The 22830-nt window shown below is 69.8% G+C and carries 21 protein-coding genes; 11 read left to right on the plus strand and 10 right to left on the minus strand.

Annotated elements, in window-relative coordinates:
* Positions 1–7: 7 nt before the first annotated feature.
* From D3A59_RS07585 to D3A59_RS07590, 3 genes are all read right to left on the minus strand, one after another.
* On the minus strand, positions 8–2884 hold the full coding sequence (locus tag D3A59_RS07585) for an EAL domain-containing protein (RefSeq protein WP_157991446.1): 2877 nt from the start codon (positions 2882–2884) through the stop codon (positions 8–10).
* A 414-nt stretch (positions 2885–3298) separates the two neighbouring features.
* The gene (locus D3A59_RS25295) at positions 3299–3442 is read right to left on the minus strand and encodes a hypothetical protein (RefSeq protein ID WP_157991447.1); all 144 of its coding nucleotides are present in this window, start codon (positions 3440–3442) and stop codon (positions 3299–3301) included.
* Positions 3443–3629: 187 nt separating this feature from the next.
* Positions 3630–4646 (minus strand): zinc-binding alcohol dehydrogenase family protein, encoded by a 1017-nt coding sequence (locus tag D3A59_RS07590; protein ID WP_119154307.1) that lies wholly within the window; start codon positions 4644–4646, stop codon positions 3630–3632.
* 145 nt (positions 4647–4791) lie between these two features.
* On the opposite strand from D3A59_RS07590, the gene D3A59_RS07595 reads away from it, so the two are divergent.
* Entirely contained in the window at positions 4792–5685 is an 894-nt protein-coding gene (locus D3A59_RS07595) for a LysR family transcriptional regulator (RefSeq protein ID WP_119154308.1), read from the plus strand.
* A gap of 24 nt (positions 5686–5709) precedes the next feature.
* Here D3A59_RS07595 and D3A59_RS07600 read toward each other — a convergent pair whose 3' ends face one another.
* Positions 5710–6408: a GntR family transcriptional regulator gene (locus D3A59_RS07600; RefSeq protein WP_119154309.1), complete on the minus strand. Its 699-nt coding sequence runs from the start codon at positions 6406–6408 to the stop codon at positions 5710–5712.
* Positions 6409–6662: 254 nt separating this feature from the next.
* Between D3A59_RS07600 and D3A59_RS07605 the strand changes: the two genes are divergently transcribed.
* From D3A59_RS07605 to D3A59_RS07620, 4 genes are all read left to right on the plus strand, one after another.
* Positions 6663–7631 carry a TRAP transporter substrate-binding protein gene (locus D3A59_RS07605; protein ID WP_419187239.1) on the plus strand — a complete coding sequence of 323 codons (969 nt, stop codon included), beginning with the start codon at positions 6663–6665 and terminating at the stop codon, positions 7629–7631.
* 73 nt (positions 7632–7704) lie between these two features.
* Positions 7705–8304: a TRAP transporter small permease gene (locus D3A59_RS07610; protein WP_119154310.1), complete on the plus strand. Its 600-nt coding sequence runs from the start codon at positions 7705–7707 to the stop codon at positions 8302–8304.
* A complete protein-coding gene (locus tag D3A59_RS07615) occupies positions 8295–9584 on the plus strand; it encodes a TRAP transporter large permease (protein WP_119154311.1) in 1290 nt (429 codons plus the stop codon). The genes D3A59_RS07610 and D3A59_RS07615 overlap by 10 nt, the downstream gene beginning before the upstream one ends.
* Before the next feature lie 152 nt (positions 9585–9736).
* Positions 9737–11011, plus strand: a complete 1275-nt coding sequence (locus tag D3A59_RS07620; RefSeq protein WP_119154312.1) for a glucarate dehydratase family protein — start codon at positions 9737–9739, stop codon at positions 11009–11011.
* A gap of 187 nt (positions 11012–11198) precedes the next feature.
* Here D3A59_RS07620 and D3A59_RS07625 read toward each other — a convergent pair whose 3' ends face one another.
* Positions 11199–11582, minus strand: a complete 384-nt coding sequence (locus D3A59_RS07625; RefSeq protein ID WP_119154313.1) for an HNH endonuclease — start codon at positions 11580–11582, stop codon at positions 11199–11201.
* Positions 11583–11603: 21 nt separating this feature from the next.
* Entirely contained in the window at positions 11604–12026 is a 423-nt protein-coding gene (locus D3A59_RS07630; RefSeq protein ID WP_119154314.1) for a universal stress protein, read from the minus strand.
* Between the two features lie 236 nt (positions 12027–12262).
* Between D3A59_RS07630 and D3A59_RS07635 the strand changes: the two genes are divergently transcribed.
* From D3A59_RS07635 to D3A59_RS26660, 3 genes are all read left to right on the plus strand, one after another.
* The gene (locus D3A59_RS07635; protein ID WP_119154315.1) at positions 12263–13702 is read left to right on the plus strand and encodes an NAD-dependent succinate-semialdehyde dehydrogenase; all 1440 of its coding nucleotides are present in this window, start codon (positions 12263–12265) and stop codon (positions 13700–13702) included.
* Between the two features lie 279 nt (positions 13703–13981).
* On the plus strand, positions 13982–14464 hold the full coding sequence (locus D3A59_RS07640) for an FKBP-type peptidyl-prolyl cis-trans isomerase (protein WP_119154316.1): 483 nt from the start codon (positions 13982–13984) through the stop codon (positions 14462–14464).
* A gap of 778 nt (positions 14465–15242) precedes the next feature.
* Positions 15243–16994, plus strand: coding sequence for a methyl-accepting chemotaxis protein (locus tag D3A59_RS26660; RefSeq protein WP_272868056.1), 1752 nt, complete (start codon positions 15243–15245; stop codon positions 16992–16994).
* A gap of 230 nt (positions 16995–17224) precedes the next feature.
* Here the strand turns inward: D3A59_RS26660 and D3A59_RS07650 are convergent, their stop codons facing one another.
* Together D3A59_RS07650 and D3A59_RS07655 are read right to left on the minus strand one after the other, a co-directional pair.
* Positions 17225–18487, minus strand: coding sequence for a multidrug effflux MFS transporter (locus tag D3A59_RS07650; protein ID WP_170162319.1), 1263 nt, complete (start codon positions 18485–18487; stop codon positions 17225–17227).
* A gap of 170 nt (positions 18488–18657) precedes the next feature.
* A complete protein-coding gene (locus tag D3A59_RS07655; RefSeq protein WP_170162320.1) occupies positions 18658–19824 on the minus strand; it encodes an ATP-binding protein in 1167 nt (388 codons plus the stop codon).
* Positions 19825–20083: 259 nt separating this feature from the next.
* On the opposite strand from D3A59_RS07655, the gene D3A59_RS07660 reads away from it, so the two are divergent.
* Positions 20084–20344: a hypothetical protein gene (locus D3A59_RS07660; protein WP_119154319.1), complete on the plus strand. Its 261-nt coding sequence runs from the start codon at positions 20084–20086 to the stop codon at positions 20342–20344.
* A gap of 90 nt (positions 20345–20434) precedes the next feature.
* On the opposite strand, the gene D3A59_RS25300 is transcribed toward D3A59_RS07660, so the two are convergent.
* Entirely contained in the window at positions 20435–20638 is a 204-nt protein-coding gene (locus D3A59_RS25300; RefSeq protein WP_157991450.1) for a hypothetical protein, read from the minus strand.
* Positions 20639–20987: 349 nt separating this feature from the next.
* Between D3A59_RS25300 and D3A59_RS07665 the strand changes: the two genes are divergently transcribed.
* Both D3A59_RS07665 and D3A59_RS07670 read left to right on the plus strand, forming a co-directional pair.
* Entirely contained in the window at positions 20988–21476 is a 489-nt protein-coding gene (locus D3A59_RS07665; protein ID WP_157991451.1) for an SEL1-like repeat protein, read from the plus strand.
* Positions 21477–21581: 105 nt separating this feature from the next.
* Positions 21582–22262: a CHASE3 domain-containing protein gene (locus tag D3A59_RS07670; protein WP_119154321.1), complete on the plus strand. Its 681-nt coding sequence runs from the start codon at positions 21582–21584 to the stop codon at positions 22260–22262.
* 55 nt (positions 22263–22317) lie between these two features.
* On the opposite strand, the gene D3A59_RS07675 is transcribed toward D3A59_RS07670, so the two are convergent.
* Positions 22318–22830 (minus strand): sigma-70 family RNA polymerase sigma factor (locus tag D3A59_RS07675; protein WP_119154322.1); only part of this gene is annotated, 513 nt, incomplete at its 5' end.

The following is a 22830-nucleotide window of genomic DNA, read 5'->3' on the forward strand; positions in this document are numbered from 1 at the left end:
CGGCGCGCTACTCCTGCAGGGACCCGGCGCCCCCCGAGAGGTTCATCCGCACGAACTGCTCGAACTCGACCGCCGGCACCGGTCGGCAGAGGTAGTAGCCCTGGATCTCGTCGCAGCCGGCCTCCCTCAGGAAATCCAGGACCTCCCGGGTCTCCACGCCTTCGGCGACCACGCGCAGCTTGAGGGTATGGGCCAGGTGCAGGATGGCCTTCGCGAGGGAGCCAAGGCTCGCCTCCTCGGCCAACTCGGTCAGCCCGGGAAGGAAGGCGCGGTCGAGCTTGAGGACGTCGACCGGGAAGCGCCGCAGGTAGGCGAGCGACGAGTGGCCCGTGCCGAAGTCGTCCACCGACAGGCACAGCCCCAGGGACTTCAACTGCTGGAGCATCTGGGCGGAGGCCTGCGGGTCCTGCATCAGCGAGCCCTCGGTCAGCTCCAGCTCCAGCAGTTCCGCCGCCATCCCCGACTCCCGCAGCGCCTCCCGCACCTTCGAGACGAGGTGGGGGTCGTGCAGCTGGCGGGGCGACAGGTTGACGGAGACCTTCAGCGGCTGCCCGAACCCGTCGACCCACTGCCGGTTCTGCAGGCAGGCCTGCCGCAGCACCCAGGTGCCGATCGGCCCGATCAGGCCGGTCTCCTCGGCCAGCGGGATGAACTGCGCCGGCGGCACCCGCCCGAGCTGCGGATGGCTCCAGCGCAGCAGCGCCTCCATGCCCACCACCTTCATGGTCGCCATGTCGAGCCGGGGCTGGTAGTACACCTCGAACTCCTCGCGCTCGAGGGCGCGGCGCAGCGCGCTCTCGAGCGTCAGGCGGCTGCGGGCCTCCTCGTGCATCTCGCGCGTGAAGAACCGGTAGCTGCTGCCCTTCTCGGACTTGGCGCGGTACATGGCGCTGTCGGCGCTCTGGAACAGGGCTTCCTTGGTGGCCCCGTCGCGCGGATGGACGGAGATGCCGATCGAGGCGCCGACGAACACCTCCTCGCCCGAGATCAGCAGCGGCTCGTCGAACTGCGCGAGCAGCTTCCCCGCCACCGCGGCCGCCGATTCCGCCCCTCTCGAGCACGGCAGCACGACGACGAACTCGTCACCGCCGAGCCTCGCGACGAAGTCGCCCGGCCGCAGGCGCGCGCGCAGCCGCTGCGCGACCTCCTGCAGCAGCAGGTCGCCCGCCTCGTGCCCCATCGAGTCGTTGACCTCCTTGAAGCGGTCGAGGTCGATGAACATGACCGCGAGCGATTCGCGGTCCTTGTCCGCCAGCGCGATCATCGCGTCGGCACGCTCGTTGAGCAGCGCGCGGTTGGGCAGCAGCGTCAGCGTGTCGTGGGTGGCGAGGTGCCTCAGCCGCCACTCCGCCTGCTTGCGCTGCGTGATGTCCCGCGCGGTGGCATACATCACCTGCTGCTGCGGAATCCACTTGGCCGACCACGCGAGGTGAACGACGTCGCCGCCCTTCGTGATCCAGCGGTTCTCGAAGTCCCGCAGCTCCCCGCTGCCCTCCCGCAGGTGCTTGCGGTAGGTGGCCCGGCTCTCCGCGCGATCCTCGGGATGCACGAAATCCCGGGACAGGCGCCCGACCAGTTCCTGCTCGGCGTGGCCCGTGATGCGGCAGCCCGCGGGGTTGACGCGCAGGAAGCGGCCCTCGCCGTCGAAGGTGCAGACCAGGTCGAGCGAATTCTCGATCAGGCTGCGGTTCTCGTCGCTCAGGGCCTGGAGCCGCTGCTCGATCTCGCGCTGCTCGGTGACGTTGCGCGCCATGCCCCGGTAGCCCGCGAAGACGCCGTCGCGGTACACCGGCTCGCCCACGATGGAGACATGGCGCACCCCGCTCCCGTTCGGCGTCCTGAGCGTGTAGACGATGTCGCGGAAGGGCTCGCGGCGCGCGAACTTCTGCGCATAGAGCTGCAGGCCGGGCTCGTCGGGGTCGAGGGCGAGCTCCTGCCGGGTGCGGCCCAGCAGGAGGCGCGTGTCCGCGCCCAGCCAGCCCGACGCCTCCTTCATCACCACGCTGAACCGCCCCTGCGCGTCGGTCTCCCAGTACCAGTCCGACAGCAGCGAGGTGAGGCTGCGGTAGCGCTCCTCGCGCTCGAGCAGCTGCTGCCGGATCGCCTTCTCGGTGGAGATGTCGCGCGAGATCGCGACGGTGCCGGTCATCGCGCCGCTGCGCGGGTCGAACATCACGCGCGTGGCGGTGGCTGCCCAGACGTAGTCGCCGTCGCGGCGCCGCAACCGCAGCTCGATCTGCGCCGGCCTGCGGCGCGACTGGAGCTGGGCCTCGACCTCGGCGCGCACCGCGGGCACGTCCTCCGGATGGATCAGCTCGTTGGCATGGCGACCCAGCAGCTCCTGCGCCGGGTAGCCCAGCAGCTGCTGGCTGGCCGGCGACGCATAGACGTAGCGCCCCTGGGCATCGTGGCGCGAGATCAGGTCGCTCGCGTTCTCGGCCAGCAGCCGGTACTGCGCTTCGCTGCGAACGAGCCGCTGCTGCAGGTCCTGCCAGCGGGTGATGTCGGTGATGGTGCCGGTGTAGCCGCTGAAGCGGCCGCGCTCGTCGAAGCAGGCGGCGCCGACGCCGAACATCCAGCGCATGCTGCCGTCGCTGCGCACGACGCGGTAGCGCACCTGGTAGTCCTCGCGCGCGGCCTTGGCGCGGCTGACCGTCGCCCGCACCTGAGGCAGGTCGTCGGGATGGATGTAGCGTTGCCAGCCCGCGATGGAGAACTGTCTGTAGGACGCGAAGTAGCCGCGCGCCTCGCGGTTGAGCTGCACGCAGACCTCGTTCTCGTCGAAGGTCCACACCACCAGCGTCACTTCATCCGCCAGCCTTCGCATCGCGCGCTCGGTCTCCGCGGCGGGGTCGCCCCGCCGGGTCTGCTGATCCAATGTCACGAAGGGAGATCCTCAACGGCACGCGGTCATTCGTCTGTCCTGCCGGCCCCGTCCGCGAGCTCCCTGGCATGGAGTCGGGCGGGCGGCGACTGCCGCACAAGATCGGTTCGGACCGGTACTGTAATTTCGGCGCCCGTCCCCGCTCGCACGGGCCGAGGATCCGCCGTGAAGTCTGCACATTGGGGATAACGCGGGGACCGCTCCCGGCCGGGGGCTTGCCTCACCCGGGAGTGCGGGATGCAGGTTCCGGCCCGGGTGGCGCATTCTTGTGCTGCCACCGCCCAGGGTGGCACGCGGACAGCAGTGCGAAGGATTGACCCCGGCATGCCGGGGTTTTTTTTCCGGCGCGGCGCCTGCCCGGCGCACCGGGCGCCGGGGCTTGCGCCAAGCGGTGTCAAGCGGGCGACGCCCCTCTCACATCAGCGGAATTCCCGGGAAGGGACCGTTCGCGGCCTCCTCCTCGATGTGGCGGGTGTAGGCGTCGTCCAGGGCGATGGCCACGGCAACGACGATCATCGCGACCCCGAGTGCCCCGAGCAGGAACAGGAAGAACAGCATGGCGGGCTCCTGGGAGGTGGGAAATGCTGCTTTTTAGTCCTGCCGGCGCGGGAGAAACACCCCGGAAACCCGAAGCTCGCTTACCCCAGTCCTGCCTGCACAGCACGTTCCGGCGCTGCGTCCCCGCCCGAGCGGCCCGGGTGCCGCCCCCCTGGCGGGCGAGGGGCAGGCCCCGCCCCTGCCCGGCTCACTCCCAGCCGGCGATCGTGATCTTGCCGCGCGCCTGCCCGCTCTCGATCAGCGCATGAGCCTGCCGCACGGTGCCCGCACTGATCGGCCGCAGGGTCTGCGTCACGGTCGTGCGCAGCACGCCCGCGTCCACCAGCGCAGCCACCTCGTCGAGCAGCGCGCCCTGCGCCGCCATGTCGGGCGTGCGGAACAGCGAGCGGGTGAACATCAGCTCCCAGTGCAGCGACAGGCTCTTGCGCTTGAGCGGCATCACGTCGAGCGGCTGCGCCGGATCGTCGATCAGCGCGATGCGGCCCTGCGGCATCGCGGCCTCGACGATGGCCGCCCAGTGCCGGTCGGTCTGCGTGAGCGAGGCCACCATCGACACCTGCGCCAGCCCGATCGCGGCCAGCTGCGGGGCGAAGGCCGCCGCATGGTCGATGACGTGGTGCGCGCCGAGCTCGCGGCACCAGGCCTGCGTCTCGGGGCGGCTGGCGGTGGCGATCACGGTGAGCCGGGTGAGGCGGCGCGCGAGCTGGATCAGGATCGAGCCCACGCCGCCGGCGCCGCCGATGACCAGCAGGCTCTGCCCTTCGCCGCCGTCCTTCGCGACGCCGAGGCGGTCGAACAGCAGCTCCCACGCGGTGATCGCCGTCAGCGGCAGCGCCGCGGCCTCGGCGTCGGAGAGCGACGCGGGGGCGCGACCGACGATGCGGGCGTCCACGAGGTGGTACTGCGCGTTGCTGCCCGGCCGGTCGAGCGCCCCGGCGTAGAACACCCGGTCGCCGACCGCGTGGCCGCGCACGTCGGCGCCGACCGCGTCGATGATGCCGACCGCGTCCCAGCCCAGCACCTCGGGGCGGCCCTCGGCCGGGGCACGGCTGCGGCGCACCTTGGTGTCCACCGGGTTCACCGACACCGCGGCGATGCGCACGCGCAGGTCGTCGGGGCCGGGCTCGGGGATCGGCAGCTCGACGTCGAGCAGCGCGTCGGCGCGCGCGAGCTCGCCGGGCTGGAGATAGGCAACGGCCTTCATGGTTCTCACTCCTGTGGGGGATGGGGATGGATGCGGCCCCGGGGCGCGAACGCCGCGGCGGGCCGCGAACGACGGAAGTCTAGGCAGCGCGGCCGGCGTTGATAATCGGCACCTTTCGAGATTCAGTTTCAAGCGGTTTTTGAAGATGCTGCACCTGAACGATGTGCAGCTGTTCGTCGAGGTCAGCCGGACGGGCAGCATCAGCGCGGGCGGCCGCCAGCTCGGCCTGAGCCCGGCCGCGGCCAGCGCCGCGCTCAAGCGGCTGGAGGGACGGCTGGAGGCGCAGCTCTTCGAGCGCTCGACCCGTTCGCTGCGGCTGACGCAGGCCGGCGAGGATTTCCTCGGCTACTGCAGCCAGTCGCTGCAGCTGCTGCAGGAGGGCCAGGCGGTGCTGCACAAGGGGCGCGAGGGCCTGGGCGGCGAGATCCACCTCGGCGCGCCGTCGGACCTCGGGCGCGGCCTGCTCGACGAGGTGCTGGAGCCCTTCCGCGCCCGCCACCCGCAGATCCGCATCGTGATGCACCTCTCCGACGGACTGCACGACCTCTACCGCCACCCGATCGACCTGGTGCTGCGCTACGGTGCGCTGCGCGACTCGAACCTGGTCGCGCGCAAGCTGTGCGACAACGAGCGCGTGATCTGCGCGTCGCCGGACTACCTGGCGCGCCACGGCCGGCCGCAGTCGGTGGAGGAGCTGGCACGGCGCAACTGCATCTGCTTCTACCGCGACGGCGAGCTCTTCGACCGCTGGCGCCTCGTCCACGAGGGACGGCAGCGCGAGGTGCGGGTGAGCGGCGACCGGGCGGCCGACGACGGCGCGCTGGTGCGCCAGTGGCTGCTCGCCGGCCACGGCATCGGCTACAAGTCCCGGCTCGACATCCGCTGCGACCTGCGCGACGGGCGGCTGGTCGACCTGTTCCCCGACGCCCGCTGCGACGCGAGCCCGCTGTTCGCGGTCTACCCGAGCCGCAACTACCAGCCGGCGCGGCTGCAGGCCCTGCTGGGGCACTTGCAGCAGGCCTTCGCCGACGCACCCTGAGATCAGGGCGTCGCGAGCGGCCAGCTAGCCGGTGACGTAGTCGGGAAACCGCGAGCGGATCTCCTCGACCTGGCTGAGCGTTCCCGAGAGGTGCTGGCGAAGGGCGTCCTGCGCGGCCTGAGGGGCGCCGCCGGCGATCGCGTCGAGGATGCGGGCATGGTCGCGCACGACCGCCTCGACCTTGCCGGCCACCGGCAGATGCAGGCGCCGCAGGCGGTCGACGTGGCCGCTCATGCGACGCACCAGGTCCCACAGGTCCGGCACGCCCGCCGCCTCGTACATGTGGCGGTGGAAGGCCTGGTCGCTGGCAATGAAGCCCTCGTAGTCCTGGAGGCGGATCGCCCCCTCCTGCCGCTCGATCAGGGCACGAAGCTCCGCCACCACCCGGTCGTCGTTCTTCTCCGCCAGCGCACGCACCACCTCCAGCTCGATCGAGCGGCGCAGGAAGTGCGCCTGCTGCGCGGCCGTGACGTTGATGCGGCTGACCACCGTGGCGTGCTGCGGAAAGATGTCCACCAGCCCTTCCTCGCCCAAGCGGATCAGGGCGTCGCGGATCGGCGTCTGGCTGAGCCCGAACTGCTCCGCGAGCTCGCCGCGCGACAGCACCGTGCCGGGCGCGAGCTCGAGCGAAAGGATCAGCGCGCGCAGATGCTCGAACACCTGCGGGGCGGCATGCCGGGAACGGTCGAGCCGTAAGGGCCCGAGCTTGGAGGGAAGACTCATGAAGGAGGGAGGGTTCCAGCGGATGAGGGCGTGCATGGGATTCTAGGGGGGAGGCGAGTTGACACACTAATATATTAGTGTTTTACTTCGCCCGTCGTACCGAATCCCTGCCTTCGCTCTCCCCGCTCACGAGGCCGCTCCGCTTCCCTTGGCATCGCGGCTCTCGACGGCGGGTTGTCCGTGACGCGGCCGGGACGGCGCCGCCGGCCCGAGAGGCCCTTTCCACCCCGACCATTCCAATGGAGACAAGCCCCATGACGATGAAGTCCATCCTTGCCCTCGCCGCCGCGATGGCCGCCTTCGGCGCGCAGGCCGTCGAGTTCCGCTCGGCCGACGTGCACAACAGCGACGACTACCCCACCGTGGCCGCAGTGCGGCACATGAGCCAGCTGCTGGAGCAGCGCAGCGGCGGCAAGTACAAGATCAAGGTGTTCAACAAGAGCGCGCTGGGCAACGAGAAGGAGACGCTCGACCAGGTCAAGATCGGCGCGCTCGACCTCAACCGCGTCAACATCAGCTCGCTGAACTCGATCTGCCCGAAGTCGCTGGTGCCGACGATGCCCTTCCTCTTCGACTCCATCGAGCACATGCGCAAGTCGCTCGACGGCCCCGTCGGCGAGGAGATCCTGAAGGGCTGCGAGCACCAGGGCCTGGTCGGCCTCGCCTTCTACGACAGCGGCGCCCGCTCCATCTACGCGAAGAAGCCGGTGCGCACGCTGGCGGACACCCGGGGCATGAAGATCCGCGTGCAGCCCTCGGACCTGTGGGTCGCGGTCGCCGCCGCGATGGGCGCCAACCCCACGCCGATGCCCACCGGCGAGGTCTACACCGCACTGAAGACCGGCCTGATCGACGCGGCCGAGAACAACGTGCCGTCCTACGAGGGCTTCAAGCACTACGAGGCGGTGAAGTACTTCTCCAGGACCATGCACTCGATGGCGCCCGAGATGCTCGTGATGAGCAAGGCCGTCTTCGACCGGCTGCCCAAGGCCGACCAGGACCTGATCCGTGCCGCCGCGAAGGAATCGGTGGCGTTCCAGCGCAGGAAGTGGGACGAGCAGGAGGCGAAGGCGCTCGAGATCGTCACCAAGGCGGGCGCGCAGGTCGTCTCCGACGTCGATCTCGCCTCCTTCAAGGCGGCCATGAGCCCGGTCTACGCGAAGTTCATCGCCACGCCGGACCTGCAGCGCCTCGTGAAGGCCGTGCAGGAAGGCAGCAAGTAAACCGGGCCGGGCCGGCTGCGACCGGCCCCGCGGGCCGCGAACGCGACCCGCCCCCTGCCCCATGGAGACCCCGATGAACTCTTCCGTCCTGCCGGCCGGCGCCGCCGTCGCGGCCGACTCCGCCGCGGTCAGTGCCGTGGCACCGGCGCTCGACGCCGGCCACGCCCGCCCGCCCGCAACCCATCCCTATTCCCGCTGCTGCGCGCTGCTGTCCAAGACCAGCCTCGTGCTCGCCGTGCTCGGGCTCCTCGCGCTGATCCTGTGCGTGCAGTACCAGGTGGTGGGCCGCTACGTGTTCAACGACACGCCCACCTGGGCCGAGGCGCTCGCGCTGCAGCTGGTGCTGTACGTCACCGCGCTCGGCGTCGCGGTCGGCGTGCGCGACGCCGGCCACATCGGGCTGGAGTCGCTGGTGTCGCTGCTGCCGGAGAAGTGGCGGCTGCGCGTGGAGGTGCTGATCCATGCCTTCGTCGTGCTGTTCGGCGCGCTGATGGCGCACAGCGGCTGGCTATGGACCACGCTCAAGTGGAGCGACATCAAGCCGATGCTGGGCGTCCCGGTCGGTGCCGACTACCTGGCGCTCACGGTCGCCGGCGCGCTGATCGTCCTTTTCTCCATCGAACATATCGTCGCGCTGCTGCGCGGCGAGGAAGTGGTGCCGGCATGGAACTGACCATCCTCTCCCTGAGCTTCGCTGTGCTGCTGGTCCTCGGCGTGCCGGTGGCCTTCTCGATCGGCCTGGCCTCGGTGGCCACCGTCCTGTACTCCGGCCTGCCGGTGGCGGTGGTGTTCCAGAAGATGGTGGGCGGCATGCAGGTGTTCTCCTTCCTGGCCATCCCCTTCTTCGTGTTCGCCGGCGAGCTGATGCTCTACGGCGGCATCGCCGACCGCATCGTGCGCTTCGCCAACAGCCTGGTCGGCCACGTCCGTGGCGGCCTCGGCATGAGCAACGTCGTGGGCTGCACGCTGTTCGGCGGCGTCGCGGGCTCGGCGCTGGCGGACGTGTCCGCGATGGGCTCGGTGATGATCCCGCTGATGAAGAAGGAGGGCTACGACGCCGACTACGCCGTCAACGTGACGACGCACGCGGCGCTGGTGGGCGTGCTGATGCCCACCTCGCACAACCTGATCATCTTCACGCTCGCCACCACCGGCATCGCATCGGTGAGCATCTTCAGCCTGATCCTGGCCGGCATCGTCCCCGCGCTGCTGCTGACCGCCTGCAACCTCGCGGCGGCCTACTGGGTGGCGCGCAAGCGCGGCTACCCGGTGCGCGGCGGCTTCCCCGGCTGGCTCGAGGTCTTCAGGGCCTTCCTCGCGGCGCTGCCGGGCCTGCTGATCGTCGTGATCATCCTCGCCGGCATCCTGTCGGGCATCTTCACCGCGACCGAGTCCGCCGCCACTGCGGTGCTGTGGGCGCTGGTGGTGACCGCGCTGGTCTACCGCTCGCTGAGCTGGAAGGACTTCCTGAAGGCCTGCGCCAAGGCCTGCAAGGCCACCGGCGTGGTGCTGCTGCTCATCGGCATCTCCTCGGCCTTCGGCTACTTCATGGCGCTGTACGAGGTGCCGCAGAAGACGGGCGAGCTGATGCAGATGGTGTCGACGAACCCGCTGGTGATCTTCCTGATGATCAACCTGCTGCTGTTCATCCTCGGCACCTTCCTCGACATGGCGGCGACGATCCTGGTGTGCACGCCGATCTTCCTGCCGATCGCGGTGCAGTACGGCATGGACCCGGTGCAGTTCGGCATCGTGATGCTCATCAACTGCGCGCTCGGCCTCAACACGCCGCCGGTGGGGGTGACGCAGTTCGTCGGCTGCGCCATCGGGGGGGTCTCGGTCGGGCAGGTGATGCGCTCGATCCTGCCCTTCTACGGAGCGCTCGCCGCCTGCCTCGCGATGGTGACCTACGTGCCCGCCTTCACGATGTGGCTGCCCAACCTCTTCAGGTGATCCGGCGCCGCCCCGGCGCCCTCGCGCCGGGGCCTTCCTCCCCCTTCGGAGCCCCGCACTCCCCCGCATGACAACCGGCACGCACCGGGGTGCCCCCGCGCACCGGTGCGCCCACGAGCAACGGCAGCCCTGCCGACCCAAGGAGCCCCTTCATGAACCGCAGCAATCCGATCAAGCATGTCCGCGTCACGCCGATCGCCTTCCGCGACGGCCCGCTGCTCAACGCCAGCGGCATCCACGAGCCCTGGGCGCTGCGCGCCATCGTCGAGCTGGAGACGGCCGACGGGCGCGTCGGCCTCTCCGAGACCTACGGCGACGAGCCGATGCTGCGCGCCCTCGACGCGGCCCGGCCGCTGGTGCTGGGCCTGTCGCCCTTCGACCTCAACGCAATGGAGGAGCGGGTGCGCGCCTCGATCCGCCCGGCGTCCGGCGCCGTCGAGTTCACGCTCGCACCCGGCTCCCACAGCGCGAAGAACGCCGCCAAGGTCACGAGCGCGCTGGAGGTCGCGATGCTCGACCTGCAGGGGCAGCTGCTCGGCGCGCCGGTCGTGGACCTGCTCGGCGGCGCGGTGCGCAGCTCCGTCGCCTACAGCGCCTACCTCTTCTACAAGTACGCCGAGCACGTCGACAAGCCCTATGCGCCCGACGCCTGGGGCGAGGGCCTGAGCCCGGAGCAGATCGTCGCGCAGGCGCGCCGCATGGTCGATCTCTACGGCTTCCAGAGCATCAAGCTCAAGGGCGGCGTGTTCGAGCCGGCCCACGAGATCGCGACGATGCGGGCGCTGCGCGCCGCGTTCCCGACGCTGCCGCTGCGGCTGGACCCGAACGCGAACTGGTCGCTGGCCACCAGCATCGCGGCGGCCGAGGAGCTCGACGAGCTGCTGGAGTACTACGAGGACCCCACCCCGACGCTGGAGGGCATGGCGGCGCTGTCGCGCCACTCGAAGGTGCCGCTGGCGACCAACATGGTCGTGACCACGATGGAGGAGTTCCGCGCCAACGTGCACGCGGGCGGGGCGAGGATCGTGCTCTCCGACCACCACTACTGGGGCGGGCTGCGCGCCACGCAGGCGCTGGCGCGCATGTGCGAGGTGTTCGGTCTCGGCATGTCGATGCACTCGAACTCGCACTTGGGCATCAGCCTGATGGCGATGACGCACGTGGCGGCGGCGGTGCCCAACATCGCCTATGCCTGCGACACACACTACCCCTGGCAGGAGGAGGAGGTGGTCGCCGGCGGGCGCATCGCCTTCGACAACGGCGCGGTGGCGGTGCCGGGCAGGCCGGGGCTGGGGGTCGAGCTGGACCGCGAGCAGCTCGCGCGGCTGCACGAGCAGTACCTCGCGTGCGGCGTGCGCAACCGCAACGACCTCGCGCAGATGCGCAAGTACGACCCGGCCTTCAGCGGCGCGAACCCCCGCTTCTGAGGAGGCGGGGCGGGGCCGGCCGGCTCGCCTCAGCCGCGAGAGCGGCCCGACGGCGCGGCGCGTCGGGCATCGAGGCCGCACTGGCCGGGACCCGAAGCCGCCAGGGCCGGCAGGCCGCCGACGGCGTCCGGGCACGCGCCGATCACGCGGCGGTCACGCGGCGGTCACGCGGCGGTCACGCGGCAGCCTACCGGGCGGCTCCGGCGGCGCCCGGCGACGCGAGGGGCTGGTGAGCGTGGGCGGCGAGCCGGGCCTTGCGGCACTCCGCCGCGTCGTGCTCCCCCTTCGCCCGGGCCCTGGCCCGCGGCCACCACTCCATGTTCGAGACGAGGTGCGGGCCGCCCGCGCAAAGCGGCACGATGTGCACGATCTCGTGCCCCGGGCAGGGCCGGCCCACGTCCCCCGTGGCCGGGCAGGGCACGACCTGGTGGAACTCGGCCCCGCGCGCCGCGGGCTCGGGGCGGGAGCCGCCGCCGGCCGCCGGGCCCGCGAGCGCCAGCAGGGCCGGCAGCGCGGGCAGGATGCGCCAGGGGCGCAGCCGCTTCGCTCGGGACGAGTGCAGGAATGCCATCGGGACCGCGTGCCGGGGAACTCAGCGCACCAGCAGCACCGGCGTCTTGCAGCGCGCCAGGACCTGCGTGGCGACCGAGCCCATCACCAGGTTGCCGAGCGCGGAGTGGCCGTGCGAGCCCATCACGATCAGGTCGTACTTGCCGCCGTCGGCCGTCTCCGCGATCACGTCGGCCGGGTGGCCTACCTTGTGCAGGCACTCGGCCTTGATGCCGCGCGCCTCGAAGAAGCCGCGTGCCTGGTCGAGCACGGAGCGGGCGCTGTCGTCGTAGTAGTCGGCCAGATCCTGCTTCGAGATCGAGCCCGCGGCCAGGGGCGGCACGGCCAGCACCACCGTGAGCACTGTGTACTCGTGGGCCGGGGTGAACAGGTCCCCGTGGGTCGCGACGTAGTCGAGCATATGCCGCGTGTAGTCGCTCCCGTCTGCTGCAATCAGAATCCTCATGTTCACCTCCTGTACTTCGTTGCGATGCTGCCGGCCCGCCCCGCGGGGACGGCGGATCGATGATAGAAGCGAAACGAGGCAAGCCTGGGGCCCGCAAGGGCGGGAGTGGAATTACCCTTGATGTGCGTCAAGAGCAGACGAAGGGCAGAGGACGCAGCGGGCGCAGGGTGGTCGAGCCTGCGCCCGCGGCCCGACGAGGGTAGGATGCTCCTTCACATTGACCATCCAAGCGCGACATGACCTATCCGAACACCCAACTCCTGATCGATGGCCAGTGGCAGGACGCTGCCGACGGCCGCACGCTTGCTGTCCACAACCCTGCCACCGGCCAGGAGATCGGCCGCGTCGCTCATGCCGGCCGCGCCGAGCTGGACAAGGCGCTGGAGGCCGCCCAGAAGGGGTTCGAGACCTGGCGCGACATGACGCCGGCCGCCCGCAGCGCGATCATGCGCCGTGCCGCGGGCCTGATGCGCGAGCGTGCCGCCGACATCGGCCGCCTGCTGACGCTGGAGCAAGGCAAGCCGCTGGCCGAGGCCAAGGGCGAAGCGCTGGCGGCGGCCGACATCATCGAGTGGTTCGCGGAAGAGGGTTTCCGCGTCTATGGCCGCATCGTGCCGTCGCGCACCAACCTGGCCATCCGCCAGATGGTGCTGAAGGACCCGGTCGGCCCGGTCGCCGCCTTCACACCCTGGAACTTCCCGATCAACCAGGTGGTGCGGAAGGTCGGCGCCGCGCTCGCGGCGGGCTGCTCGATGCTGGTCAAGGCCCCCGAGGAGACGCCTGCCGGCCCGGCCGCACTGATCCGGGCCTTCGTCGACGCCGGCATCCCCCCCGGCGTGCTGGGCCTGGTCTATGGCAACCCCGCCGAGATCTCGAGCTACCTGATCGCGCATCCCACGATCCGCAAGATCACCTTCACCGGCTCCACGCCGGTGGGCAAGCAGCTGGCCGCGCTGGCCGGCCAGCACATGAAGCGCGTGACGATGGAGCTGGGCGGCCATGCGCCGGTGATCGTCGCGGAGGATGCCGACATCGCGCTGGCCGTGAAGTCCACCGCCGCGGCCAAGTTCCGCAACGCCGGCCAGGTCTGCATCTCGCCCACCCGCTTCCTGGTGCACGAAAGCATCCGCGGCGAGTTCGAGCAGGCCCTGGTCAAGCATGCGCAGGGCCTGAAGGTCGGCGACGGGCTGGCCGAAGGCACGCAGATGGGGCCGCTGGCCAACCCGCGCCGGCTGAGCGCCATGGCGGAGCTCACCAAGGACGCGGTCGAGCGCGGCGCCAAGGTGCTGGCCGGCGGCGAGCGCATCGGCGAGGTCGGCAACTTCTGGCAGCCCACCGTGCTGGCCGATGTTCCGCTGGACGCCAAGGTCTTCAACGACGAGCCCTTCGGCCCGATGGCCGCCATCCGCAGCTTCAACACGCTGGAGGAGGCGATCGCCGAATCGAACCGCCTGCCCTATGGCCTGGCTGGCTACGCCTTCACGCGTTCGCTGAAGAACGCCGACCTGCTGGCTCGCCGGGTCGAGGTCGGCATGCTGTGGGTGAACATGCCCGCGCTGCCCTCGGCCGAGCTGCCCTTCGGCGGCATCAAGGATTCCGGCTACGGCACCGAAGGCGGCCCCGAGGCGCTGGAGGCCTACCTCAACGTGCGTGCCGTCGCGGTGATGAACGCCTGAGCCTCGAGGGTCTCCCCCGGGGCCCCTGGGGCTCCGCAGAGAGACCTCGGAACAGCCGCGGCTCCGACGCCCCCGGGCCGGCCGCCGCGAGCAGCAGGCCGCGGCGGGCCGGACGCTGCCGGCACCCTGGCAGAATCGGGCCGATCCTCCCGGGTGGCGCCCGCATTCTCAGGCACAGGCGTTGCCCGTTTCGACACAGGACACGCAGGTCTTCCGACGCGAATGTCCTGCACCCTCCAGCCGCCCGCTGCGGGCATCTTTTCGAGAAAGCGCACAGCCATGAACGTCGCCAAGAACACGGTGGTCACCGTGAATTACCGCCTGTCCGATGAGCAGGGCAATGTGCTCGAGGAAGGCACGGAGCCGATGATCTACCTGCAGGGCCACGGAAACACGCTGCCGAAGATCGAGGCGGCGCTCGAGGGCCGGGCGGTCGGCTATGAAACCACGGTGCGGGTGGAGCCCGACGAGGGCTTCGGCCATTACGACGAGGAGCTCGTTCGCGTGGAATCCCGCGACAGGCTGCCCACCCCGCTGGAAGTGGGCATGCAGCTCGAGGCCAGGCACGAAGGCGAGGAAGGGGAAGAGGTCCATCTTCTCACCGTCACCCAGATCGATGGCGAGCGTGTCGTGCTCGACGCCAATCACCCGCTGGCCGGCATGACCCTGGACTTTGCGCTCACGGTGGCTGACGTTCGCCCTGCCACGGAAGAGGAGATCGCGCACGGGCACGCCCATCCCGAGGGCGGCCACGCGCACTGACAGTCGCCGGCAGCGGACGGCGGGGGCGCTCTTGCGCGCCTCGGGACGCTGCCTGACAAGGGAGTGAGTCGAAGCCCCTGCCGGGGCTCCTCGTCCGGGCTCGTGCCGGGCCCGAGGGCGCGCGAAGCTTCGCCCGCCTTGGCGGGGGGCCTGCCCAGTCACGCCGCCCCGACCGCGCCCGCCCCCCTCCGCCCCTTCCATCCGGGGCGTAACGGCAGCGGCGATGGACGGACCGCAGCCCTCCCCGTCCCGCGCTCACCGCGCTCGTGGCACAGGCGAGTCCGTCCCGGATGCACGGGCGCTTGCGGAGGCAATGGGCGCACCCGCCCCCCAGCAACCGAGCAGGGCCGCGGGTCCACGATCACGATCTGCGCTTGCCATCGGGTATGCGCTCCGCCCGGAGGTATTCGTCGCGGAATCAGCCGTTGACGCCCCCGTTGGCGTGGCTCCGCCGGGGCGCCAAGCCCGCGATCGTCACGAGGCTTTCGAACCTCGGGCAGATCCTTCCGGTACGCCCGAGCACGGGCGTGGGCACCAGCACGGAAATGCCCTCCGCACCTCAGGCTTTTCCTGAGGGATCGGTCTCCTCGAACCCCTCCATTTCCCTATGAACGGCAGCGCTGGACAAGCTCCGGCCGCCCATCCGTGCGCGGCATGCGGGGAGGGACATGCCATCAGGAACAACCCGATCAAGTTTTTGTGCACTGCGATCGAAAAAAGGGGGGTGCGCAATCGAGAAGCGTTGTCCGATCCCACCTTGTCTCCCCAAAAGGCTCCCATGCTGAACCTCTCGAAGATGACAGTACGCGCACGGCTTACCGCCGGCTTCGCGTTCGTGCTGCTGTTCATGGCGCTGATCGCCGCGCTCGGCATCAACCGCATGGCGGCGCTCCAGGAGCGGCTCGACCAGATCGTTGAAGTGAACAACCGTCAATCGCGTCTCGCCGTCTCGATGCGCATCTCGATCAACCAGGTTTCGACCCAGCTGCGCAACATCGTGATGATCACGGACGACGCGGGGATGAGGGCCGAGGTCGAGAAGATCAAGGCGTCTCGCGCCCGCTACGACGAGGCCGCACAGCAGCTTGCCTCGATGTTCGCGGCGAATGCGTCGACGACGGCTGCGGAAAAGGCGCTTTTCGAGAAGGTCCGGCGGCTCAGGGACCAGGTGCGGCCGCTGAACGACAAGGTGCTGGAACTGGGGCTCCAGAACCGCAACGAGGAGGCGACCAGGACACTGCTGCAGGAGGCGGCCCCGGTCAACACCGAGTGGCTGCTGGCGCTGGGCGAGCTCGCCGACCTCGAGGACAAGCTCAACGACGAGGAAGCCGCCGAGGCCAGGGCAGCCTACTCGAGCGCGCTCACCCTGATGATCGTGTTCAGCGTGCTGGCGGTGATCGGCTCGGTGACCCTGGCCCTGCTCATCACGCGCAGCCTCACCCGGCAACTTGGCGGCGAGCCGGCCTACGCCGCGGAAGTCGCGGACCGGATCGCCTCCGGCGACCTGAGCGTGCCCGTCGTGATCCGGGAGGGCGACACGGGCAGCCTCCTGCACTCGATGCGACAGATGCAGGCGAGCCTCGTGACGCTCGTCTCGAGCATCCGGGCGGGAGCCGACTCGATCGCCACCGGCTCCACACAGATCGCCACCGGAAACCAGGACCTTTCGCAGCGCACCGAGGAGCAGGCCTCCAACCTGCAGCAGACCGCGGCTTCCATGGAGCAACTCATGAGCACGGTGCAGAACAACGCCAACTCGGCGCGCCTGGGCACGCAACTCTCGGTGCAGGCGAGCGAGTCGGCCCGGCTCGGCAGCGAGGCGGTGGGCATGGTGGTCGGGACGATGACCGCGATCAGCGCCTCCAGCGCCAAGATCTCCGAGATCATCGGCGTGATCGACGGCATTGCATTCCAGACCAACATCCTCGCGCTCAATGCCGCGGTGGAGGCTGCGCGCGCCGGCGAGCAGGGCCGGGGCTTCGCGGTCGTGGCGGGGGAGGTCCGCACGCTCGCGCAGCGCAGCGCCCAGGCAGCCAAGGAGATCAAGTCGCTGATCCTCGACAGCACCGAGAAGGTCGAGGCGGGCAACCTGCAGGTCGCCCAGGCGGGCAAGACCATGGACGAGATCCTGATGCAGGTGCGCCGCGTGTCGGACCTGATGACGGAGGTGGACGCCTCCTCCAGGGAGCAGACACAGGGCATTGGCCAGGTAGGCACGGCCGTGAGCGTGCTCGACCAGGTGACGCAGCAGAACGCAGCGCTCGTGGAAGAGTCGGCGGCGGCAGCGGACAGCCTGCGCTCCCAGGCCGATCGCCTGGTGCAGGCGGTGGCCGCATTCCGGCTGCGGGCAGACGAGGCGGCGGCAGGGCGCGGTGCCGAGCGCATCGAGGCCCCTGTGCTTTCCAGGCGTTCGCCCGCGCCCGCCACGAGCAGCACCTCGCCCCGCACGCCGACTCCTGCGCCAAGCAGCACGCCGAAGACGGCTGCCCCCGCGACGGGCGGGCAGCACGAGGACTGGGTCAGCTTCTGAGCCGCAGCTCCGCAGGACCCCGGAGAAACCCGCTGCACCGTGCGGGCCCACCGGGAGTCCCGGGGCGCTCAAACCTTCTCCCGCCGCCCCCTTTCACTGCCGTGCTCTGCGGCAGCAGCAGGCTCGCCACCGCCCGGTCCTCGGATGCGTTGTTCCTGTCGGGCCACGGCTCGAGGCGATCCCTGCTCCGATGCGGTGGAACTGCCGCGGGGCGCCTCGGAAGGCCGCTCTCAAGCGGGGGTGCTCGCCTCTCGCGTGCGGAGGACCGCCAGGGCCGCGACGGCGGCGAGCGTGAACCCCATCATGACCGCCCCCAGCCCGACCGGATGCTCGTGAGGCACCCAGCCCACGACATAGGCCCCCAGGGCGCCCATCAGTTGCTGCATCACCCCCGCCAGCGCGGCGGCCGAACCGGCCAGGGCCGGCACCAGGCCCACCGTCGCGGTCAGGCACGCAGGCACGAGGAGGCCGTTCCCGATGCCGAGCAGGATCAGCGGCAGCACGAACGCGAGCGGCGTGTTCATGCCGGCGAGGCCGAGCGCCGTCATCAGGCCGATTCCTGCGAGCGAAACGCCCAGGCCCGCGGCCAGCATCCAGCGCTCTCCCTTGCGGTGCGCCAGGCGGCTGGTCAGGTAGTTGCCGCCGATGTAGGCCAAGGGCACGGCCATGATGTACCAGCCCACGTTCTCCGGCCCCACCCCGTAGTGGTGCAGGACCAGCGGCGCACCGCTCAGGAAGGCATAGAAGGCCGCTACGGTCAGCGACAGGATCGCGACATAGGGCAGGAACGCCGGCTCGCGGGACAGTTGCAGGTACGCCGCGCCCATCTCGCGCAACCAGTGCCTCTCGGGGGCCGTCGAGGGCTGGCGCGGCCGTGCCGGCATGCCTCGCAGCACGCCCACGCCCAGGACGAGAGCCAGCACCGCCAGGAAGACGAAATTGGCCTGCCAGCCGAGACGGGCATGGATCTGACCGCCGATCACGGTCGCCAGGGGCGGACACAGTCCCATCGCCATGCCGACGTAGGCCATGACGCGCACGCGGTCGGGCCCGCTGAACAGGTCCTGGACGGCGGCACGCCCCACCACCATGCAGGCAGCGGCGCCCGCCCCTTGCAGGATGCGCACCACGATCAGGCCGTGCACGCCGTCGACTGCCGCGCCGATCGCCGAAGCCGTGCCTGCCAGCGCCAGTCCGATCAGCAGCATGCGCCTGCGGCCGAAGCGGTCCGACAGCGGGCCGTAGATGAGCTGCATGGCGCCGTAGGCGAGGACATAGCCGCTGAAGGTCAGCTGCACGCTGGCCTGGCTGGCGCCGAGGACCGAGGCCCATTCCTGCATCGACGGCAGGAAGATCGTCATCGCGATCAGACCGAACGCCATCTGCGCGACGAGGTTCAGGACGAGCAGGCGCTCGGACCTCCTGTTCGGCCGTCCGGCCGCCGCTGCGGACTCCGGGGGCAAGGCAGGGGTACGGCAGGGGGGCAATGTCATGGGAGCAGGAGGCCTCGGGTCGAAACGGCCATTGTCGCCCTGCAGCCGGCGCATCGCTTCGGTGAGACTGAACCGTCACCGCCGGCCCGACACGGCCTGCCGCCACGTGACGAAGCAGTCCGTCACGCCAGGGATGCGGAGAAATTCGGTCGGCCCCGCATCCCTCCCGGTCAGGCGGGTTGGCTCGCAGGTGGACGGCCCTCTTGAGCCTGACGCGGCAGCCGTGCCGTGAATGCGGTGCCCCCGAGCTCCGATGAGTCGACTTCGATCGAACCGCCATGTGCCACCGCGATCTGGCGTGCGATGTACAGGCCCAGGCCCAGCCCCGAGGCGCCTTCGCGGCTCTCGCCGGCCTGTAGCGAGGCGCGCTTGAGCGGCTCGAACAGCGTCTTGCGCGCCTGCACTGCGATCGGCGGCCCCTCGTTGTGCACCGACACCGTGACAGCGTCTGCATCGCCGCATACGACGACAGTCACCGGCTTCTCCGGCTGGCCGTGGTGAATGGCATTGGAAACCAGGTTGGACACCAGCTGCCCGACGCGCCGCGTGTCCCAGCAGCCCGACAACTCACCCGAGCAGTGGAGGTGCAAGGTCCGCTCCGGGTGGAACGCCTCGAGCTCGTCGACCACCTGGCGGCATACCTCGCCGAGGTTCCCGGGCCCTCGCACGAGGGGCAGGCCGTTACCGAGCCGTGTGCGGGTGAAGTCGAGCAGGTCGCCCACCATCTCGCGCATGCGATTGGTGCTGTTGAGGATGCGGGTGACCGCCTTGGTCTGCAGGCCGTCCAGCGTGTCGGAGAGAAGCAGGTACTGCGCCGAGCGGCGTATCGCCCCCAGCGGGTTGCGCAGGTCATGGCCGAGCACGCCGAGCAGCAGGTTGCGCGAATCCTCGATTCTTCGCGAGTACCAGGCGATCGACTCGGTCAGCCCCTGGTCCAGCGCCTCGTCGAAGCGGATGAGCTGGTCGAGCATGGACGAGTCCGTCCCTGTGCGCTGCTGCGCCCAGAGTCTCAGTACGCTGGCCCTGAGCGCGCGGTACTCCGCGACCATCTCGTTGAGCGTGAAGCCTTCGCTGAAGCGATGCTCGGCGTGCTCCCGTGCGTACCGGGTCACCTCTGGCGCGTTCTCCGGGCGCTCCCCGCGCGACTTCGCTTGCTGCTCCATGCTGCTCTGCTCCGCCTCCATGTCGGCGGCGATGCTCAGAAGGAGCACCTTCGCATGGTCTCGCAGGTCCTCGCTCGACAGGTGCTGTGCGGCTGGCAGCCGGGTCCGGGCGAACTCCTCCCACGACGCCACGATGCGCTCGATCTCGCGCCGGATGAACTCGGAAAACGCCATCCCTGTCTCCCTGGAAGCCTGGTGCATGCAGTCCGGCGATTCCACCATGTTCTGCGTCACCCCGTGAGGGATTTCGGTGGGGACGCGAGCGAGGGCCTCCGCCAGCCAGGGAGCGAAGCAAGGAATCCGGACCGCAGGGGCAAGGCCCCCGTCCCGGGGTTACACGTTCCCGCATCCCTTACGACGCGGACCTGCTCGCGGACGCCACTTCGCCCTTAACCTACACGGCCGCCAAAGACCAGACGAAGGAGGGGTAGCCATGACTTCGATCCAAGGAACCATCACGGAGATCAACCATGCGGCCGACCGCATCGCCGTGCAACTCAGCAATGGCTGGTTTGCCGTGTGCCGCCTGTTCGATCGGCGCAGCAGCCCGCCCATTGGCGAGGCAGTTCACGGCCGGCTCCTGGAGCCGGGTGCAAGCACGCTGACCGCGCTCGGCTCCAACCGGACGTTCAGAGCCTTGGTGCTAGCCGTCTTTCCCTGCAAGGCTCCGGCGCTCGAGCTGGTGCACACCTGAAACCCGAACACCCCGCCCTGCGTGCGACACCCCGGAGAAGGATTTCGTACCGCCTTGCCTGCGGCAGCGCAGGCAAGGACAACCGGGCGCTCAGCGTGCCGGCGAGAGCTCCAAAGGGAAGTACAACTGCCGCGAACTGTCCCTGAGCCTGATGCAGTCGAGCATTCCCGCAAAGCCTATTCCATTGAAAACGACCCGGTCCCCCTTGTTCGTGAGCAGGCGGGTGCCGGGAGCAGGCGGGTTCTGGACGTTGAAGAACCGCCCTTGCGGTCCATGCTCGGTGGTGTATTCCATGAGATGTGCTGCGGTGTGAATGTCGTTTTTACGGGATGGGCCTTGGATTTTCTTCTGCAAGTTCCGAGGCTGGGTAAATTTTGCGGCAACCCGGGCATGTTCTGGAAGAGGGCATCCCCCTGCATTTGAGGGGCTGCTCGCTCCCCGCACCCACGGAGGAAGGGGTGTCGCCTCCGCCTGGGGGGACAGCCGAGGCGGCGCAGCATCCGCCCCCTCTCCGCGCCCTGCCCCCACTCGCGCAGCCCGACTCGGTGGAGAACCCTTCCGGTGGCCGCCACATATCCCATTTGAGAGATGCGCTCCGAAGGCACGCTACCTACGATGGACTCATCGCCCTGGTCTTGCTCGCATGAACTTCCGGACGGCACGAGGCTGCCTTGTCGAGACGGAGTGGTCCGGACCTGAATTGGCAGACGGGCGCAATCCCTTCGTTGAATCCAGAGATCCGACCATGCACCTAGCTTGCCCCGCCCTCCGCCCCGCCGCCATCGCCGCCGCGCTGCTGGTTGCCGCATCAGCGGTCATGCCGCTGGCCGCCCAAGCCCAGGACAACGGCGACGAGGGCCAGCTCGCCTTCGATGCCGGTCTGCGGCAGTACCAGGCCGGCGACTACGGGGCCGCACTTCAGCGGCTGCAGCTTGCCGCCGAGTACGGCGAGAACGAGGCCGCCGAGATCGTGGGGGGCATGTACCTGATCGGAGAGAAGCTCTACGGTCCGGCCGTGCCTGCGGACCTGCGTCAAGCCCGCCGGTGGCTGCAGGTGGCTGCCATCAAGGGGCGCCGCACGGCTCAGTTGACGCTGGCCGCGCTGGACAGGGCCGCTGGCCGCGGCATGTAAGCCGTCCGGCTCGCTGCTCATCAGCGGGCCGCCCCCTGGATTGCCCCGCCTTCCGACGCGCGGAACCACCCGCCGCGGCGGCTCGCCGCAGATGGCTCGGTGCCCATGCCCGACTCGATTGCCCGCCTCTTGCGCTTCGCGCGGCTCGCAGCCCTGCTGCTGCCGCTCGGCCTGCTCGGCGCACTGCTCTACATCCTCGATCAGTACGAGGACGCCGACCAGCGGGTGGAGCGCACGCATGTGGTGCTGGACGAGATCGAGCAGATGCGCGTGGGCGCCCTGCGCCCGGCGACCTGGCTGCACAACTTCATCGTCCGGCCTGATCGGTCATGGCTGGCGATGGTGCGCAGCGCTGCCGCTCGCGCCATGGAGGCAGCGCAGCGGGCGGAAGCACTGACGGCGGACAACCCGCCGCAGCACCTCCGCATGCGGCGGCTCAAGGCGGAACTGGCCGAGGTGCTCGACAACTACCTCCTCCTTGCCGACATTGCCGAGCGCGACGGCGTCGAGTCTCTCAAGACGTCTGCCTACGCCGGCATCAGCAACTCCGACCCGACCCGGGAACTCCGGACGCTGCTGGACCAGGTCGAGCAAGCGGAGCGCGACCTGCTCAAGGCAAGGTCCACGATGGAGCGCGAGCGCCTGGCCCTGCTCGGACATCTCGTGGCCGCCATCGGCGGCGCCCTCATCCCTTTCGCGCTCTGGGCCCTGCGGCACTCCGCGCAAAGGCGGGCGGCCAACCGCGGCCCGGCGTGTCGACGCGACGCTCGATCCGGCCCGACCTAGGCGTCGCCGCGGATGCGCCGGCACTCCCTGCCACGAGGAGCGCCGGCTGCCGCCATCACAAGTTGTCGATGAACGTCCGCAGCTTGTCCGAGCGGCTCGGATGCTTGATCTTCCGGAGTGCCTTGGCCTCGATCTGGCGGATGCGCTCCCGCGTCACGTCGAACTGCTTGCCCACTTCCTCGAGCGTGTGGTCGCCGGACATGTCGATGCCGTAGCGCATGCGCAGCACCTTGGCCTCGCGCGGCGTGAGGCTGTCGAGGATCTCCTTGATCGCTTCGCGCAGGCCGGCTTGGAGAGCGGCTTCGTGCGGCGACACGTTGTTCGTGTCCTCGATGAAGTCGCCGAGGCTGGTGTCGGCATCGTCGCCCACCGGCGTTTCCATCGACACCGGCTCCTTGGCGATCTTCATGACCTGACGAACCTTCGCCTCCGGGATGCCCAGCTTCTCCGCCAGCGTCGGCGGATCGATCTCCACGCCGAACTCCTGCAGGTGCTGGCGCGAGATGCGGTTCATCTTGTTGATCGTCTCGATCATGTGCACCGGCACGCGGATGGTGCGGGCCTGGTC

It is taken from the genome of Caldimonas tepidiphila, from assembly GCF_003569765.1.
Lineage (GTDB): Bacteria > Pseudomonadota > Gammaproteobacteria > Burkholderiales > Burkholderiaceae_C > Caldimonas > Caldimonas tepidiphila.